This is a genomic window from Serratia marcescens subsp. marcescens ATCC 13880 (assembly GCF_017299535.1).
Classification (GTDB): Bacteria; Pseudomonadota; Gammaproteobacteria; order Enterobacterales; family Enterobacteriaceae; genus Serratia; species Serratia marcescens.
Map to the genome: position 1 here is coordinate 4,966,958 of NZ_CP071238.1, position 16,748 is coordinate 4,983,705.

16 protein-coding genes are annotated in these 16,748 nt (G+C 60.2%); 13 read left to right on the forward strand and 3 right to left on the reverse strand.

Annotated elements, in window-relative coordinates:
- Positions 1-55: 55 nt before the first annotated feature.
- The 7 genes from priA (at position 56) to rraA (ending at position 8,116) form a co-directional block, all read left to right on the forward strand.
- Positions 56-2,251: a primosomal protein N' gene (priA, locus tag J0F90_RS23710; protein WP_033639148.1), complete on the forward strand. Its 2,196-nt coding sequence runs from the start codon at positions 56-58 to the stop codon at positions 2,249-2,251.
- A gap of 291 nt (positions 2,252-2,542) precedes the next feature.
- The gene (gene cytR / locus J0F90_RS23715) at positions 2,543-3,571 is read left to right on the forward strand and encodes a DNA-binding transcriptional regulator CytR (RefSeq protein ID WP_004931082.1); all 1,029 of its coding nucleotides are present in this window, start codon (positions 2,543-2,545) and stop codon (positions 3,569-3,571) included.
- Between the two features lie 65 nt (positions 3,572-3,636).
- Complete coding sequence (gene ftsN / locus J0F90_RS23720; protein WP_033639147.1) at positions 3,637-4,575, forward strand: cell division protein FtsN; 939 nt, start codon at positions 3,637-3,639, stop codon at positions 4,573-4,575.
- Between the two features lie 102 nt (positions 4,576-4,677).
- Positions 4,678-5,208 (forward strand): ATP-dependent protease subunit HslV, encoded by a 531-nt coding sequence (gene hslV / locus J0F90_RS23725; RefSeq protein WP_004931085.1) that lies wholly within the window; start codon positions 4,678-4,680, stop codon positions 5,206-5,208.
- 12 nt (positions 5,209-5,220) lie between these two features.
- Complete coding sequence (hslU, locus tag J0F90_RS23730) at positions 5,221-6,555, forward strand: ATP-dependent protease ATPase subunit HslU (protein WP_004931086.1); 1,335 nt, start codon at positions 5,221-5,223, stop codon at positions 6,553-6,555.
- A gap of 82 nt (positions 6,556-6,637) precedes the next feature.
- The gene (locus J0F90_RS23735) at positions 6,638-7,555 is read left to right on the forward strand and encodes a 1,4-dihydroxy-2-naphthoate polyprenyltransferase (protein WP_033639146.1); all 918 of its coding nucleotides are present in this window, start codon (positions 6,638-6,640) and stop codon (positions 7,553-7,555) included.
- A gap of 75 nt (positions 7,556-7,630) precedes the next feature.
- Positions 7,631-8,116 carry a ribonuclease E activity regulator RraA gene (gene rraA / locus J0F90_RS23740; protein ID WP_004931090.1) on the forward strand — a complete coding sequence of 162 codons (486 nt, stop codon included), beginning with the start codon at positions 7,631-7,633 and terminating at the stop codon, positions 8,114-8,116.
- A 59-nt stretch (positions 8,117-8,175) separates the two neighbouring features.
- On the opposite strand, the gene zapB is transcribed toward rraA, so the two are convergent.
- Positions 8,176-8,415, reverse strand: a complete 240-nt coding sequence (zapB, locus tag J0F90_RS23745) for a septal ring assembly protein ZapB (protein WP_004931092.1) — start codon at positions 8,413-8,415, stop codon at positions 8,176-8,178.
- A 524-nt stretch (positions 8,416-8,939) separates the two neighbouring features.
- Here zapB and J0F90_RS23750 point away from each other — a divergent pair.
- The 3 genes from J0F90_RS23750 (at position 8,940) to glpX (ending at position 12,476) form a co-directional block, all read left to right on the forward strand.
- The gene (locus J0F90_RS23750; protein ID WP_015379417.1) at positions 8,940-9,785 is read left to right on the forward strand and encodes an MIP/aquaporin family protein; all 846 of its coding nucleotides are present in this window, start codon (positions 8,940-8,942) and stop codon (positions 9,783-9,785) included.
- A gap of 42 nt (positions 9,786-9,827) precedes the next feature.
- Positions 9,828-11,336, forward strand: coding sequence for a glycerol kinase GlpK (gene glpK, locus J0F90_RS23755; RefSeq protein ID WP_004931097.1), 1,509 nt, complete (start codon positions 9,828-9,830; stop codon positions 11,334-11,336).
- A gap of 129 nt (positions 11,337-11,465) precedes the next feature.
- Complete coding sequence (glpX, locus tag J0F90_RS23760; RefSeq protein WP_033639145.1) at positions 11,466-12,476, forward strand: class II fructose-bisphosphatase; 1,011 nt, start codon at positions 11,466-11,468, stop codon at positions 12,474-12,476.
- Between the two features lie 194 nt (positions 12,477-12,670).
- Here the strand turns inward: glpX and emrD are convergent, their stop codons facing one another.
- Complete coding sequence (gene emrD, locus J0F90_RS23765) at positions 12,671-13,855, reverse strand: multidrug efflux MFS transporter EmrD (protein WP_033639144.1); 1,185 nt, start codon at positions 13,853-13,855, stop codon at positions 12,671-12,673.
- Between the two features lie 297 nt (positions 13,856-14,152).
- On the opposite strand from emrD, the gene J0F90_RS23770 reads away from it, so the two are divergent.
- Positions 14,153-14,764, forward strand: coding sequence for a helix-turn-helix transcriptional regulator (locus J0F90_RS23770; protein WP_016929711.1), 612 nt, complete (start codon positions 14,153-14,155; stop codon positions 14,762-14,764).
- Positions 14,765-14,767: 3 nt separating this feature from the next.
- Positions 14,768-15,514 (forward strand): ferredoxin--NADP(+) reductase, encoded by a 747-nt coding sequence (gene fpr / locus J0F90_RS23775; protein ID WP_004931107.1) that lies wholly within the window; start codon positions 14,768-14,770, stop codon positions 15,512-15,514.
- Positions 15,515-15,525: 11 nt separating this feature from the next.
- Here the strand turns inward: fpr and J0F90_RS23780 are convergent, their stop codons facing one another.
- Positions 15,526-15,945 (reverse strand): DUF805 domain-containing protein, encoded by a 420-nt coding sequence (locus tag J0F90_RS23780; RefSeq protein ID WP_033639143.1) that lies wholly within the window; start codon positions 15,943-15,945, stop codon positions 15,526-15,528.
- Positions 15,946-16,144: 199 nt separating this feature from the next.
- Here J0F90_RS23780 and J0F90_RS23785 point away from each other — a divergent pair, with 199 nt between their 5' ends.
- Positions 16,145-16,729, forward strand: coding sequence for a DUF1454 family protein (locus J0F90_RS23785; protein WP_016929709.1), 585 nt, complete (start codon positions 16,145-16,147; stop codon positions 16,727-16,729).
- The last annotated feature ends 19 nt before the right edge of the window (positions 16,730-16,748 follow it).

Genomic DNA, 16,748 nt, shown 5'->3' on the forward strand with positions numbered 1-16,748 from the left:
TTTGCCGATGCGCCGTGTAAACTGATGCCCACTTTTTTTCAATTTGGATGAGATCATGCCCGTCGTACACGTTGCTTTGCCGGTCCCCCTCGCCCGCACCTTCGACTATCTGCTGCCGCCCGGCATGCAGCCGGTGGCCGGCGCGCGCGTGGGCGTGCCCTGGGGCAGGCAGCATGCAATCGGCATCGTCACCGGCTGCAGCGACACCAGCGAACTGCCGCTGGACAAGCTCAAGCCGATCGACAGCGTGATCGACACCGAGTCGCTGTTCTCTCCCAGCCTGTGGCGCATCCTGCGCTGGGCCAGCGATTACTATCACTATCCCATCGGTGAAGTGCTGTTCCATGCGCTGCCGATCCTGCTGCGCCAAGGCAAACCGGCCGAGGCCGCGCCGCTGTGGCAGTGGTTCGCCACCGAAGAGGGGCGCGCCACCCCGCCCGAAAGCCTGAAACGCGCGCCGAAACAGCAGCAGGCGCTGGCGGCGCTGCTGCAACGCCCGGTCTATCGCCATCAGGTCAGCCAGCTTGAGCTGACGGAAAACGCTCTGCAGGCGCTGCGCGCCAAAGGGCTGATCGACCTGCGCGCTCAGGTCGCGGCCACGCAGGACTGGCGCCCCAACTTCGCGGTGCTGGGCGAGCGGCTGCGGCTGAATACCGAACAGGCCACCGCCGTCGGGGCGATCAGAAGCGAGGATGAGCAGTTTGCCGCCTGGCTGCTGGCCGGGGTCACCGGCTCCGGCAAGACCGAGGTGTATCTCAGCGTGCTGGAGAACGTGTTGGCCAAAGGCCGGCAGGCGCTGGTGCTGGTGCCGGAAATCGGCCTGACGCCGCAAACCATCGCCCGCTTTCGCGAGCGCTTCAACGCGCCGGTGGACGTGCTGCACTCCGGGCTGAACGACAGCGAACGGCTGGCGGTTTGGCTGCGCGCGCGCAGCGGCGAAGCCGCCATCGTCATCGGCACCCGCTCGGCGCTGTTCACGCCGTTCCGGCAGCTGGGCGTAATCATCATCGACGAAGAGCACGATAGTTCTTATAAACAGCAGGAAGGCTGGCGCTACCATGCCCGCGATCTGGCGGTGTTCCGCGCCCGGGAAGAAGACATCCCGATGGTGATGGGCTCCGCCACGCCGGCACTGGAAACGCTGCACAACGTGCAACTGGGCAAATATCGCCAGTTGAAGCTCACCCAGCGCGCGGGCAACGCCAAACCGGCAGCGCAGCACCTGATCGATCTGAAAGGGCTGCCGCTGAAGGTCGGCCTGTCGCAACCGCTTTTGAAAAGCATGCAGCACCATTTAAAAGCCGGCAACCAGGTGATGCTGTTCCTCAACCGCCGCGGTTACGCCCCGGCGCTGCTGTGCCACGAGTGCGGTTGGATCGCCGAGTGCCAGCGCTGCGATCACTACTACACCTTCCACCAGCATCAGCGCCAGCTGCGCTGCCACCACTGCGACAGCCAGCGACCGGTGCCGCACCAGTGCCCGCAGTGCGGCTCCACCCACCTGGTATCGGTCGGCGTCGGCACCGAACAGCTGGAACAGGAGCTGGCGCCGCTGTTCCCCGACACGCCGATCACCCGCATCGATCGCGACACCACCAGCCGCAAAGGGGCGCTGGAGCAACACCTGGCGGATATTCATCGCGGCGAAGCGCGCATTCTGATCGGCACGCAGATGCTCGCCAAAGGCCACCATTTTCCCGACGTCACGCTGGTGGCGTTGCTGGACGTGGACGGCGCGTTGTTCTCCGCCGACTTCCGCTCCGCCGAGCGTTTCGCTCAGCTGTATACCCAGGTCTCCGGCCGGGCGGGCCGAGCGGGCAAACAGGGTGAAGTGTTGCTGCAAACCCACCATCCGGAGCACCCGCTGCTGCAGGTGCTGCTGCAACAGGGTTACGACGCCTTCGCCAAACAGACGCTGGCGGAGCGCAACAGCGTGTTTCTGCCGCCCTACACCAGCCACATCATCGTGCGCGCCGAAGATCACGATAACCAACAGGCCCCGCTGTTCCTGCAGCAGTTGCGCAACCTGCTGGAAGCCAGCCCGCTTAAGGACGATTCGCTGTGGGTGATGGGCCCGGTGCCGGCGCTGCAATCAAAACGCGGCGGCCGTTTCCGCTGGCAGCTGCTGCTGCAGCACCCGACGCGGCGCGTCCTGCAACAGCTGATGAAAAGCTCGCTGCCGCTGATCGGCACCCTGCCGCAAACGCGCAAGGTGAAATGGACGCTGGATGTCGATCCGATCGACAGCTGATCCCGGAAAAGTCCGATTTAGCTGCCGCAGTGCAAACGTTTACCCTTGAAATTGCGAGCGAACGCTAAAAAACCTTCTCAGGTCACATTTTTTATGCAAATTAGGTAACAAAGGCGGGGCGTATTCTGTTTAGAATGTCTGCGAGGGCAAATTTTGTCGCCACATCGCAGCGCGACGGAGTGCCCGAACGCGAGTGGCGCTCAATGACAACAATCCCGCCACCGCATGCCGGACATTGTGAGCAAACAGCAGTAGTGGCGTCGGCATGGGGCTGACGCAAGGAGAAAGGCGTTGGAACACAAGAAAGAGTTATCCATGGCGACCATGAAAGACGTCGCCGAAATGGCGGGCGTTTCAACGGCTACCGTATCGCGTGCGCTGATGAACCCGGAAAAGGTGTCAACGCCAACGCGCCAGAAAGTGGAACAGGCCGTGCTGGCCGTGGGTTATTCTCCTCATGCTCTGTCACGCAATATCAAACGCAACGAATCCCGCACCATCCTGGTGATCGTGCCCGACATCTGCGATCCGTTTTTCGCCGATGTGATCCAGGGGATCGAACAGACCGCGGCCCAACAAGGTTATCTGGTGCTGATCGGCGACTGCGCGCAGCAAAATCAGCAAGAGCGCACCTTCGTCAATCTGATCATCACCAAACAGATCGACGGCATGCTGCTGCTGGGCTCCAACCTGCCGTTTGACGCCAGCAAGGAAGAGCAGCGCAACCTGCCGCCGATGGTGATGGCCAACGAGTTTGCCCCCGAGCTGGAACTGCCGACGGTGCACATCGATAACCTGACCGCCGCCTTTGAAGCCGTGCATTATTTGCACCAATTGGGCCACCGGCAGATCGCTTGCGTCGCCGGGCCGGAACAGATGCCGCTGAGCCATTATCGGCTGCAGGGTTACGTTCAAGCGCTACGTCGTAATGGCATTACCGTCGAAAGCAGCTATATTACCCGGGGTGATTTTACCTACGAAGCCGGCGCGCAAGCGCTGACGGCGCTGATGGCTCAGCCGAAACCGCCGACGGCGGTGTTCTGCCACAGCGACGTCATGGCGATCGGCGTGCTGTCCCAGGCGAAGAAAATGGGGCTGCGGGTACCGCAGGATCTGTCGATCGTCGGCTTTGACGACCTCAAGCTGGCGCAGTATTGCGATCCGCCACTGACCACGGTGGCGCAGCCGCGTTTCCAGATAGGCCAACAGGCGATGTTATTGCTGTTGGAGCAGTTGAACGGCCAGACGGTGGCCAGCGGCTCCCGGCTATTGGACAGTGAATTGATTATCAGAGGCAGCACCGCTGCCCCGAAACGCTAGTCAAATATTTTAGGGTTCAGTAACATGACGGACTTATCCTCTCATCAGGACACAGCGGAATAATAGTGGCACAAAAAGACTATGTAAGCCGTGGGCGCGCAGCAGGAGCTAAGCGTAAAACCCCCAGCCGTAAAAAACGCAGTTCTCCGAAGGTTTCCAAAACCGTGCTGGCGTTAGCCGCCGCGTTGCTGGTTATCTTTGTCGGTGGCCTCTATTTCATTACCCACAACAAGCCGGAAGACGCGCCGTTGTTGCCTGCGCACACCACGCGCCCCGGCAACGGCCTGCCGCCGAAGCCGGAAGAGCGCTGGCGCTACATCAAAGAGCTGGAAAACCGGCAGATCGGCGTGCAAACCCCGACCGAACCGACGGCCGGCGGCGAGCTCAATTCCAAAACTCAGTTGACCGCCGAACAGCGGCAGTTGCTGGAACAAATGCAGGCCGACATGCAGCAGCGCCCGACGCAGCTGAACGAAGTGCCGTATAACGATCCGGGCCAGGTCAACGCGCGCAGTAACCGCCAGCAGCAGCAGATGCAACAACAGCAAATGCAGCAGCAGCCGGTACAGCAACAGCAGCAGCAGGTTACCCAGGCGCCGCGCAACCCATTCAACAACGGGGCCGCCACCGCGCCGGTGCAGCAGCACCAGCAGCCGAAGCCGGTCACCCCACCGCCGGTGCAGGCGAAACAGCCTGAGCCGAAGCCGCAACCGAAGCCGGAGCCGAAACCGGAAGTGAAACAGGAAACGGCCAAGCAGGACACCAAGCCGGAATCGAAACAGAAGTGGATGGTGCAATGCGGTTCGTTCCGCGCCACCGATCAGGCTGAATCCGTGCGCGCGCGCCTGGCGTTCGAAGGCATCGAGAGCCGCATCACCGCCGGAGGCGGCTGGAATCGCGTCGTGCTCGGCCCCTACAGCAGCCGCGCCGCAGCGGATAAAACCCTTTCACGCCTGAAGGGCGTCGGCATGTCGAGTTGCATTCCCCTCTCCGTTGGGGGTTGAAAAGCGTCAATCCCCCCCCATCTATACTCTCAATATGCCTCGTAGCGTCTGCGAAAGCAGGCGCTGCGGGGACTTCTTTCCGTCTTTAACGAGGGTCTGCTCGTGACAACAATTGTAAGCGTACGCCGCAACGGCCAGGTCGTCATCGGTGGTGATGGCCAGGCAACCCTGGGTAATACGGTGATGAAGGGTAACGTCAAGAAAGTGCGTCGCCTGTATAACGACAAAGTGATCGCCGGTTTCGCCGGTGGCACCGCTGACGCCTTCACGCTGTTTGAACTGTTTGAACGCAAACTGGAAATGCATCAGGGCCACCTGGTGAAAGCCGCCGTCGAACTGGCGAAAGACTGGCGCACCGACCGCATGCTGCGCAAGCTCGAAGCGCTGCTGGCGGTCGCCGATGAAACCGCCTCGCTGATCATCACCGGCAACGGCGATGTGGTGCAGCCGGAAAACGATCTGATCGCCATCGGCTCCGGCGGCCCGTACGCCCAGGCCGCCGCCCGCGCCATGTTGGAAAATACCGAGCTGAGCGCCCGCGACATCGTTGAGAAATCCCTCAACATCGCCGGCGACATCTGTATTTACACCAACCATTTCCACACCATTGAAGAATTGCCTTCCAAAGCGTAAGGATCGAATACCATGTCTGAAATGACCCCGCGCGAGATCGTCAGCGAACTGGACAGCTATATCATTGGCCAAAACAAGGCCAAACGCGCTGTCGCCATTGCCCTGCGCAACCGCTGGCGCCGGATGCAGCTCAACGAGATGCTGCGTCACGAAGTGACCCCGAAAAACATTCTGATGATCGGCCCGACCGGCGTCGGTAAAACCGAAATCGCCCGTCGTCTGGCGAAGCTGGCCAACGCGCCGTTCATCAAGGTTGAAGCCACCAAGTTCACCGAAGTGGGCTATGTGGGCAAAGAAGTGGACTCCATCATCCGCGATCTGACCGATGCCGCCATCAAAATGGTGCGCATGCAGTCGATCGAGAAAAACCGCACCCGCGCCGAAGAGTTGGCCGAAGAGCGCATTCTCGACGTGCTGATCCCGCCGGCCAAGAACAACTGGGGCCAACCGGAAGAAAATCAGGAACCGTCCGCCGCCCGCCAGGCATTCCGCAAGAAACTGCGCGAAGGCCAACTGGATGACAAAGAGATCGAAATCGATCTGGCCGCCGCGCCGATGGGCGTGGAAATCATGGCGCCTCCGGGCATGGAAGAGATGACCAACCAGCTGCAGTCGATGTTCCAGAACCTCGGCGGCCAAAAGCAAAAACCGCGCAAGCTGAAGATCAAAGAAGCCTTCAAGCTGCTGGTGGAAGAAGAAGCCGCCAAGCTGGTAAACCCGGAAGAACTGAAAGAGCAGGCGATCGAAGCGGTTGAGCAGCACGGCATCGTGTTTATCGATGAGATCGACAAAATCTGTAAGCGCGGCGGCCAAAGCTCCGGCCCGGACGTTTCCCGCGAAGGCGTGCAGCGCGATCTGCTGCCGCTGGTGGAAGGCTGCACCGTGTCCACCAAGCACGGTATGGTGAAGACCGACCACATCCTGTTCATCGCCTCCGGCGCGTTCCAGACCGCCAATCCGTCGGATCTGATCCCGGAACTGCAGGGCCGTCTGCCGATCCGCGTTGAGCTGCAGGCGCTGACCACCGAAGATTTCGAGCGCATCCTGACCGAGCCGAGCGCGTCGCTGACCGAACAGTACAAAGCGCTGATGGGCACCGAAGGCGTCAATATCGAGTTCACCGCCGACGGCATCCGCCGCATCGCCGAAGCCGCGTGGCAGGTCAACGAAAGCACCGAGAACATCGGCGCGCGTCGTCTGCACACCGTGCTGGAGCGTCTGATGGAAGATATTTCCTACGATGCGAGTGAAATTAATGGCCAATCCATTACAATTGATGCGGATTACGTGCGCAGTCATCTGGATGAACTGGTGGCGGATGAAGATTTGAGTCGTTTTATCCTATAATCGCTCAATCATTGTCTTGTCAGTCATCTGTGTGGGAGGCATTGCCTCCCACAATTATTTCTAACGGACACAGAAGCGAAACATGAGCTCATCAACCCCCACCACCCCGATCTCCGCCTGGCTGGAAAGTCTACGCCCCCGCACCCTGCCGCTGGCCTTTGCCTCCATCGTGGTCGGCTCGGCAATCGCCGCCTGGCACGGCAGCCTGAAACCTGAAGTGGCGCTGCTGGCGCTGTTGACCGCCGGCCTGCTGCAGATCCTCTCCAACCTGGCGAACGACTACGGCGATGCGGTCAAAGGCAGCGACAAAGAAGATCGCATCGGGCCATTGCGCGGCATGCAGAAAGGCATGATCACCCAGGCGCAGATGAAACGGGCACTGGTGGTGACGGTGGTGCTGATCGCCCTCGCCGGCTGTTCGCTGATCGCCGTCGCCTGCGAGCAACCCAGCGACGTGGTGGGCTTTCTGGTGCTGGGCGGGCTGTCTATCGTGGCAGCCATCACCTATACCGTCGGCAACAAGCCCTACGGATATTTGGGGTTGGGCGACATCTCGGTACTGGTGTTCTTCGGCTGGCTGAGCGTGGCCGGCACCTACTATCTGCAAACGCACACCTTCGACAGCGTGGTGATGCTGCCTGCCACCGCCTGCGGCCTGCTGGCGACGGCGGTGCTCAACATCAACAATCTGCGCGATATCGAGAGCGATCGCGAAAACGGCAAGAACACGCTGGCGGTGCGTCTCGGCCCGCACAAGGCGCGCATTTACCATGCCCTGCTGCTCGGCGGCGCAGTGCTGTGTTTCGCGCTGTTTACGCTGTTCAACCTGCACAGCCCGTGGGGTTGGCTGTTCGTGTTGGCGATCCCGCTGCTGATGCGCCACGGCCTGCGCGTGCTGCGCGATCCGACGCCGGTCGGCATGCGGCCGATGCTGGAACACATGGTCAAAGCGGCGTTGCTGGCCAACCTGCTGTTCGCCATCGGCGTGGCGCTCAGTTAAAAACTGATGATTTTGCCAACAGGGCGAATAAAGGGATATACTGAACATTCCAGCGGCAAACAGACGTAAAATCCTATGAAATACGATACTTCCGAACTTTGCGACATCTATCATGAAGAGGTAAACGTTGTTGAACCTCTGTTCTCCAATTTTGGCGGGCGTACTTCATTTGGCGGGCAGATCACCACGGTGAAATGCTTTGAGGATAACGGCCTGTTGTTCGATCTGCTTGAAGAAAACGGCCGCGGCCGCGTGCTGTTGGTCGACGGCGGCGGTTCGGTACGCCGGGCGCTGATCAACGCCGAACTGGCGCGCTTGGCCGCCCAGAACGAATGGGAAGGCATCGTGGTGTACGGCGCGGTGCGCCAGGTGGACGATCTGGAAGAACTCGACATCGGCATTCAGGCGATGGCGGCGATCCCGGCGGGTGCCGTGAGCGAAGGCGTGGGCGAAAGCGATATCCGCGTCAACTTCGGTGGCGTCACCTTCTTCTCCGGCGACCACCTGTATGCCGACAACACCGGCATCATCCTCTCCGAGGACCCGCTCGACATCGAGTGATTTCCGGTCATGAAAAAGGGCGCCTCAGGCGCCCTTTTCGTTGCGACATGGCGTGAGGATTAGACCTCTTCCATTTTGCCCAGCAGCGCGCGCAGGCGATCTTGCCATACGTGCTGTTCTTCTTTCAGCTGTTGGTTTTCGCGCACCAACGCTTCGTGGTTGCCGGAGGCAGCCTGAACTTCCTGCGACAGAGAGTTGTTTTTGTCTTTCAGCTCTTCAATTTCCATCTGCAACAAGGTGATGGTATCAATCGCCTGCTGTACTTTTGCTTCCAGTTTCTCAAATACTTCAAATGACATGCTTCAGTCCCCTCATGATAGCAAGGCGTACATCTATAAGTAGCGGCCGCAACATCGGCTGCAGCTACTGCGAATATTGCATCGCGCTCAGTGACGCGCGCCGTTACGAAAGGCGCGCCGGTCTCGATTCGTTAAAAACGATTGTAAGTAGCCAGTCTCCGCCTGTCTAGCAACATACCGGATCATCGCGCAGTCTGTTGCAATTTTCCTGCCCCCGCCATCAGCAAAAACTGAAAATCCCCATCGCCGCCGCCGCGAGTTGTTAACAACCCTCAGCAAACCACTGGTCAGATCACACTTTTATGGCTCAGAAAGAACACTAAACGACGCGAAATCGCTCAATTTTATGACGCGCCACACACATTTTGATTTCGCTATTTCTCGTTTATGTTCGTTAACGATAAATTTACATCACGTCCTCATTCAATAATTGGACGAGATGAAAAAAACTGTGCCCATAGGCCGGATCTCTATCCAACTGAGCCTATAAACCAACAACCGCCGTTTTGCAGGACAACAACATTATGAGCCAAACCACCAGTCCGACATTAAAAGGCCAGTGCATCGCCGAGTTCCTCGGCACGGCGCTGCTGATCTTCTTTGGCGTAGGCTGCGTTGCCGCACTGAAACTGGCGGGCGCCAGCTTCGGCCAGTGGGAAATCAGCATCATTTGGGGCCTCGGCGTCGCCATGGCCATCTATCTGACCGCCGCCATTTCCGGCGCGCATCTCAACCCGGCGGTCACCCTCGCCCTGTGGCTGTTCGCCTGCTTCGACGGGCGCAAAGTGGTGCCTTACATCATTGCGCAGGTCGCCGGCGCCTTCTGCGCAGCGGCCTTGGTCTACGGGCTGTACTACAACCTGTTCTTCGACTTCGAAGCGGCCCACCACATGGTGCGCGGCAGCAACGAAAGCCTCGAACTGGCCGGCATCTTCTCGACTTACCCTAACGCGCATATCTCCGTCGGCCAGGCCTTCCTGGTAGAAATGGTGATCGCGGCAATCCTGATGTGCCTGATCCTGGCGCTGACCGACGACGGCAACGGCATTCCGCGCGGCCCGCTGGCGCCGCTGCTGATCGGTATTCTGATTGCCGTGATCGGCGCCTCCATGGGACCATTGACCGGCTTTGCGTTGAACCCGGCGCGTGACTTCGGGCCGAAACTGTTCGCCTACCTGGCCGGCTGGGGCAAAGTCGCCTTCACCGGCGCACGTGATATCCCGTACTTCCTGGTGCCGATCTTCGCCCCTATCGTCGGCTGTGGCCTGGGCGCTTTCGGTTACCGCGCGCTGATTGGCCGCCACCTGCCGTGCGACGTCTGCGTGACGGAAGAAGAGCCCGACGCCAAGACCCAGCAGCGTAAAGCATGATGGGTGCAGTTTTAAACGGTTAACAACAGCAGGATAATTACCATGACTGTAGAAAAAAAATACATTGTCGCACTCGACCAAGGGACCACCAGCTCACGCGCCGTCGTGCTCGATCACGACGCCAACATCGTTGCGGTATCGCAGCGCGAATTCCCGCAGATCTATCCAAAGGCCGGCTGGGTTGAGCACGACCCGATGGAGATCTGGGCGTCGCAAAGTTCGACGCTGGTAGAAGTGCTGGCGAAAGCCGACATCAATTCCGATCAGATCGCCGGCATCGGCATCACCAACCAGCGCGAAACCACCATCGTCTGGGAAAAAGAGACCGGCAAGCCGATTTACAACGCCATCGTTTGGCAGTGCCGCCGCACCGCCGACATCTGCGAGAAGCTCAAGCGCGACGGCCTGGAAGAGTACATCCGTCACAACACCGGCCTGGTGGTTGACCCGTACTTCTCCGGCACCAAGGTGAAGTGGATCCTGGACAACGTCGAAGGCGCCCGCGAGCGCGCCAAGCGCGGCGAACTGCTGTTCGGCACCGTGGATACCTGGCTGGTGTGGAAAATGACCCAGGGGCGCGTACACGTCACCGATTACACCAACGCCTCACGCACCATGATGTTCAACATCCACGAACTGGACTGGGACGAACGCATGCTGGAAGTGCTGGACATTCCGCGCGCCATGCTGCCGAAAGTCCGTCCGTCCTCCGAGGTATACGGCCAGACCAACATCGGCGGTAAGGGCGGCACGCGTATTCCTATCGCCGGTATCGCCGGTGACCAGCAGGCGGCGCTGTACGGCCAGCTGTGCGTTCAACCGGGCATGGCGAAGAACACCTACGGCACCGGCTGCTTCCTGCTGATGAACACCGGCAAAGAAGCGGTACGGTCGAAAAACGGTCTGCTGACCACCATCGCCTGCGGCCCGCGCGGTGAAGTGAACTATGCGCTGGAAGGCGCGGTGTTCATCGGCGGCGCGTCTATCCAGTGGCTGCGCGACGAGCTGAAACTGATCAGCGACGCCGCCGACTCCGAATACTTCGCCACCAAGGTGAAAGACAGCAACGGCGTCTATGTGGTGCCGGCCTTCACCGGCCTGGGTGCGCCTTACTGGGATCCGTATGCTCGCGGCGCCATTTTCGGCCTGACCCGCGGCGCCAACAGCAACCACATCATCCGCGCCACGCTGGAATCCATCGCCTTCCAGACCCGTGACGTGCTGGACGCCATGCAGGCCGACGCCAACACCCGCCTGCAATCGCTGCGCGTGGACGGCGGCGCAGTCGCCAACAACTTCCTGATGCAGTTCCAGTCCGATATTCTCGGCACCCGCGTAGAGCGCCCTGAAGTGCGTGAATCGACGGCGCTGGGCGCGGCGTTCCTGGCGGGCCTGGCCATCGGCTACTGGAACGATCTGGATGAAGTGAAGAGCAAAGCGGTGGTTGAGCGTGAATTCCGCCCAAGCATCGAAACCACCGAACGCAACTACCGCTACAGCGGCTGGAAAAAAGCGGTGGCTCGCGCTCAGGCATGGGAAGATCACGAGTAATCCCGAAGTTGCCGTTTCGCCAACAAGCGCTGCCTGCGGGCGGCGCTTTTTTTTTGCCCCGCCCTGCCGCCACCGCGCTGTGATAGACTTTGTCGATATTTTCTTCCCTTTCTCACAGACAGGTTTGCCATGAAACGTGAATTAGCCATCGAATTCTCCCGCGTTACCGAAGCCGCCGCGCTGGCGGGCTACAAATGGCTGGGGCGCGGCGACAAGAACGCCGCCGACGGCGCGGCGGTCCACGCCATGCGCATCATGCTCAACAAAGTGGATATCGATGGGCGCATTGTGATCGGCGAAGGCGAGATCGACGAAGCGCCGATGTTGTATATCGGCGAGCAGGTCGGTACCGGCCAAGGCGACGCGGTCGACATCGCGGTCGATCCGATCGAAGGCACCCGCATGACCGCCATGGGCCAGTCCAACGCGCTGGCGGTATTGGCGGTGGGCGATCGCGGCACTTTCCTGCACGCGCCGGACATGTACATGGAGAAGCTGGTGGTCGGCCCGGCGGCGCGCGGCGCCATCGATATCAACCGGCCGCTGGCGGAGAACCTGCAGAACGTCGCCGAACGACTGGGCAAACCACTGTCGCAGTTGACGGTGATCGTATTGGCCAAACCGCGCCACGACGGCGTCATCGCGCAGATGCAACAGTTGGGCGTGCGAGTATTCGCCATTCCTGACGGCGACGTGGCGGCCTCCATTCTCACCTGCATGCCCGAAAGCGAGGTCGATGTGATGTACGGCATCGGCGGCGCGCCGGAAGGAGTGATCTCAGCCGCGGTGATCCGCGCGCTGGACGGCGACATGCAGGCGCGTTTGCTGCCGCGTCATGAGGTGAAAGGCGACAGCGCCGAAAACCGCCGCATCGGCGAACAAGAGTTGGCCCGCTGCCGGGAGATGGGTATCGAAGCCGGCCAGGCGCTGCGTCTGGATCAGATGGCGCGCAACGACAACGTGATCTTCTCCGCCACCGGCATCACCAAGGGCGATTTGCTGGAGGGCATCAGCCGCCAGGGCAACATGGCCACCACCGAAACGTTGCTGATCCGCGGCAAGTCGCGCACCATCCGCCGTATCCGTTCGACCCACTATCTGGATCGCAAAGACCCGGCGCTGCACGAGTTTCTGCTGTAACGAAACAGGGCGCCGAATGGCGCCCTGATGATTGATGGCAAACCTCATGCCCTTGCCGGGTCGGCAGAGAACAGTGAATAAAAAACAAGGAAAATCAATTTATTGAATTTCGGCTAATAACCACAAAGGGGAGAAAAACCACGCTTTTTCTTCCCTTTGTCAACGGTATGAGGGCGCCGAATGGCGCCCTGTCGTTATGCGGTATGTCCTTGATGCTGCATGCGATTGGACAGCGGCCACCAGCACAGCAGGATCAGCAGCGCCATCGCGAACATCAGCAAGCCGAGGCTGAACTGCCCGGTTTGCGGCAGCATGGCGGAAAGCCAGGTCGCCAGACCGGACCCCATGTTCTGCATGCCGCCCACCAATGCGCCCGCCGCGCCGGCCAGGTAAGGGAACGGCTCCATCGCCCCGGTGGTCGCCAGCGGGAACAGCATGCCGGCGCCGAAGAAGAACAATGCGGCCGGCACGATCAGCGTCCAGATGTTCATCACGCCGAACCAGCCCGGGATCCACATCATCGCCCCCGCCAGCAGGCAGCTAATCACCGAATGCCACATCAGCGTGTGGAAGGTCTTGCCGTCGCGCCCGGCGTACCAGGCGCCGAAAAACGCCGCCGGGATCGGCAGAATGAACAGGATGCTGACGGTCAGCCCACTCAGTCCCAACACGCCGCCCATCAACACGCCGCAGCTGGCCTCGAATACCGCAATCCCCGCCAGCGCGCCGATCAGCATCACCAGATAGCAACTGAAGGTGCTGTCACCCAGCAGTTGGCGGAAACTGGCCAGCATGCGACGTTTTTCCGTTTGCACCGGACGGGTTTCCGGCAGCCAGCGGAACATGGCGAAGGCGACGCAGGCGCACAGCCCCAGCAGGAAGGCGTAGCAGGCGCGCCAGCCGAACACCATCGCCAATGCGCCGCCGATCACCGGCGCCAGCAGCGGGCTGACCAAAATCCCCATGTTCAACAGGCTGTTGGCGTAGCGCAGTGCGGTGCCGGCATACAGATCGCGCGGCATGGTGCGCGCCATCACGCCCGCCACGCCGGTGCCCATGCCCTGAATCGCGCTGGCGGCAACCAGCATCGTCAGATTGGTGGACAGCAGTGCGCCCAGCGCACCGGCCAGGAAGATCATCATGCCGGTCAGGATCACCGGGCGACGCCCGATACGATCCGATATCGGCCCGTAAATCAGCTGGGAGAAACCGTAGGTCAGCAGATACGCCGCCATCACCCGTTGCACAGCGCCGGTGCGAACCGACAGATCGTGGGCGATATCAGCAATCACGGGAACATAAATGGTTTGCGCCATCTGGCCGACGGCGACCAACAGGATAAGCATCACCAGCAGGTGAAAATTCTCTAGTTTTCTCATTATCTTCGTTAACGTTTCAACTCGTCACAGCGTCCCGGTATGGCCGTTGCAGCAGCCAGAACGGCGAGCAGCCCTCTATGGCGGCATAAACTAATCAAATCTGATTTTTTTAGCGAGTTTCAGGCAGATATTGATCCAGGTCACACTGGCAGCAAACCCGACCAGGCTCGTAAATTAAACTGTACGTCTAACGCTTTGGAGTTAAAAATAGCGCCCTTGCAGTAGCCGCGCTTTAGCATTTAATCGATAATTATTTTCATCAACTTGAAATAAAATAACACCATAGGGATTTGGTTCATGAAAACACCTGAGCTGATTTTATTGCAGTTAAAGGCTCTCGGCCCGCACTCGGCCAAAATGCTGGCGGAGCGTCTGGACATCACGCCGATGGGCATCCGACAACATCTGCAATCCCTGGAAAAACGTGAGTTGGTTTGTTACGAAGAAGCGCGCAGCAAGGTCGGCCGCCCGACGCGCTACTGGTCGCTGACAGCGCGAGGGCACGCTTTTGCGGCCGCCGATCAGGAGCGGCTGCGGGCATCCGCGCTGCGGCTGTTTGGCGGCGCCGGCGTGGAACCGTTGCTGAGCGCGCGCGAAGAGCAGCTTTATCTGCGCTATGCCGAAGAGCTGTCCGCCGAGCGCAGCCACCAAGAGCGGTTAGCCCGATTGGTGCGTCTGCGGCAACATGACGGTTACATGGCCGAATTGCTCGATCATCCGCACGGTGCGCTGTTGGTGGAAAACCACTGTCCGATCGGCGTGGCCGGTTCCAACTGCAGCAGCCTGTGCAATTCCGAGCTGCAGCTGTTTCACCGCCTGTTCGGCAACGACTACCGGATAGAGCGCACCACGCACGCCATTTCCGGCTCACGACATTGTGCTTATTTGATTCGACCACGGGAGCTTTAGAGTATGGCTGAATGGGTAAACGGCAAGGTTACGCAGGTAAAACAATGGACCGACGGGCTGTTCAGCCTGGTGGTCAATGCCCCCATCGATCCTTTCACTGCCGGGCAATTCGCCAAACTGGCGCTGGAGATCGACGGCGAACGAGTGCAACGCGCTTACTCCTACGTCAATGCCCCCGATGACGCCAACCTGGAGTTCTATCTGGTGACGGTGCCGGAAGGCAAACTGAGCCCGCGCCTCAATCAGCTACGGCCAGGGTCGGATGTCATGGTGACCAAAGAAGCGGCCGGCTTCTTCGTGCTGGATGAGGTGCCCGACTGTGACACGCTGTGGATGCTGGCGACCGGCACCGCCATCGGCCCCTATTTATCGATTCTGCAGCAAGGCGTCGGCCTGGAACGCTTTAACAACCTGGTGCTGGTGCACGCCGCGCGTTTTGCGCGCGATCTGAGCTACCTGCCGCTGATGCAGCAATTGCAGCAACGCTACAACGGCAAGCTGCGCATCCAGACCGTCGTCAGCCGCGAAGAAACGCCTGGTTCACTGACCGGCCGCGTGCCGGCGCTGATCGAGGACGGCCGGCTGGAAGCGGCGATCGGCTTGACCATCGACGCCGAAACCAGCCACGTGATGCTGTGCGGCAACCCGCAGATGGTGCGGGACACCCAGCAAACGCTGAAAGACCATCGCCAGATGCGCAAACACCTGCGCCGCAAACCGGGCCACATCACCAGCGAACACTACTGGTAACCCAAAGGGGATCAGCGGAACTTCACCGGTTCGGCTTCCGGGCCGAACCGATTGTCTCCCGGCGTGCCGACGAAGGCGCCCAGATCGATCATCATCATCACGATAATCAGCGTCGGGATGAAACGCCCGACGCCCCATTGCCAGATCGGCGCCAGCATTTGCCAGTTGCCCGCCGCCAGCATCCACGCCAGGATCAGCAGCAGCGCCCACCAGCCGGCCTTGTTGCGATCGTGCAGACGTTTGACCAGCACCGCCGCCGTCGGCCACAGCAGCGCCACGATAAAGAAGGCGATGGATTGGATGGCGATCAATTGATAATTGGCCAGCGTAAACGCCGCCGCCATCAGCGCCAACCACAGCCCCATCCAGATCCAGAAGTCGCGCCGCCCGATGCGGCCCTTAAAAGAAAAACACCACTGTTGTAACGTCATCGATTCCTGCGCTCTAAGCCTGCCCATATTCTGCGCCGCAGTGTAACATAGGCGCTGCCGGGCCGAGTTTTCCGCCTTGCATAACGCGGTGCGCCGCACAGCTTTCTCGTCAGCGAACCGATAATGGCGCGGGATCTTTGACAAGGCCCGCGAGTTATCGCTTTAATCGGAGCCATCTTTGTCCTTGATGCCATACGCCATGCTGAGAAAAACCCTCGTCATTGCCTGTCTGTTGCAGGCCGCCGCCAGCGCCTGGGCCAATCCGCCGCCCGCCGATGCAACGCCCGCCGCACCTTACCTGCTGGCCGGCGCGCCGACGTTCGATCTGACGGTGGTCAAATTCCGCGAAAAATACAATCGCGACAACCCGAAGCTGCCGATTGGCGAATTCCGCGCCATTCCGGCCACCGAAGACGATTCGCCGCTGCTGACGCGCGCCGCCAGCAAACTCAACGAAAACCTGTATGCCTCCACCGCGCTGGAGAAAGGCACCGGCAAAATCAAAACGTTGCAGATCACTCACCTGCCGCTGCAACAGGCCAATGAAGAAAAAGCCGCGCGCGCCATCGCCATCAACTACATGGCGGCGCTGATGCGCCAGTTCGAACCGGCGTTGACGGTGGAGCAGAGCCAGAACAAGGTGAACAGCCTGCTGGAAAAAGGCAAAGGATCGCGCTTTTACCAACAGCAGGTCGGCGCCATTCGCTATGTCGTCTCGGACAACGGCGATAAAGGCGTAACCTTCGCGGTTGAACCGATTAAGCTGGCGCTTTCCGAGCCGTAACGGCGCGGCATTTAATGAC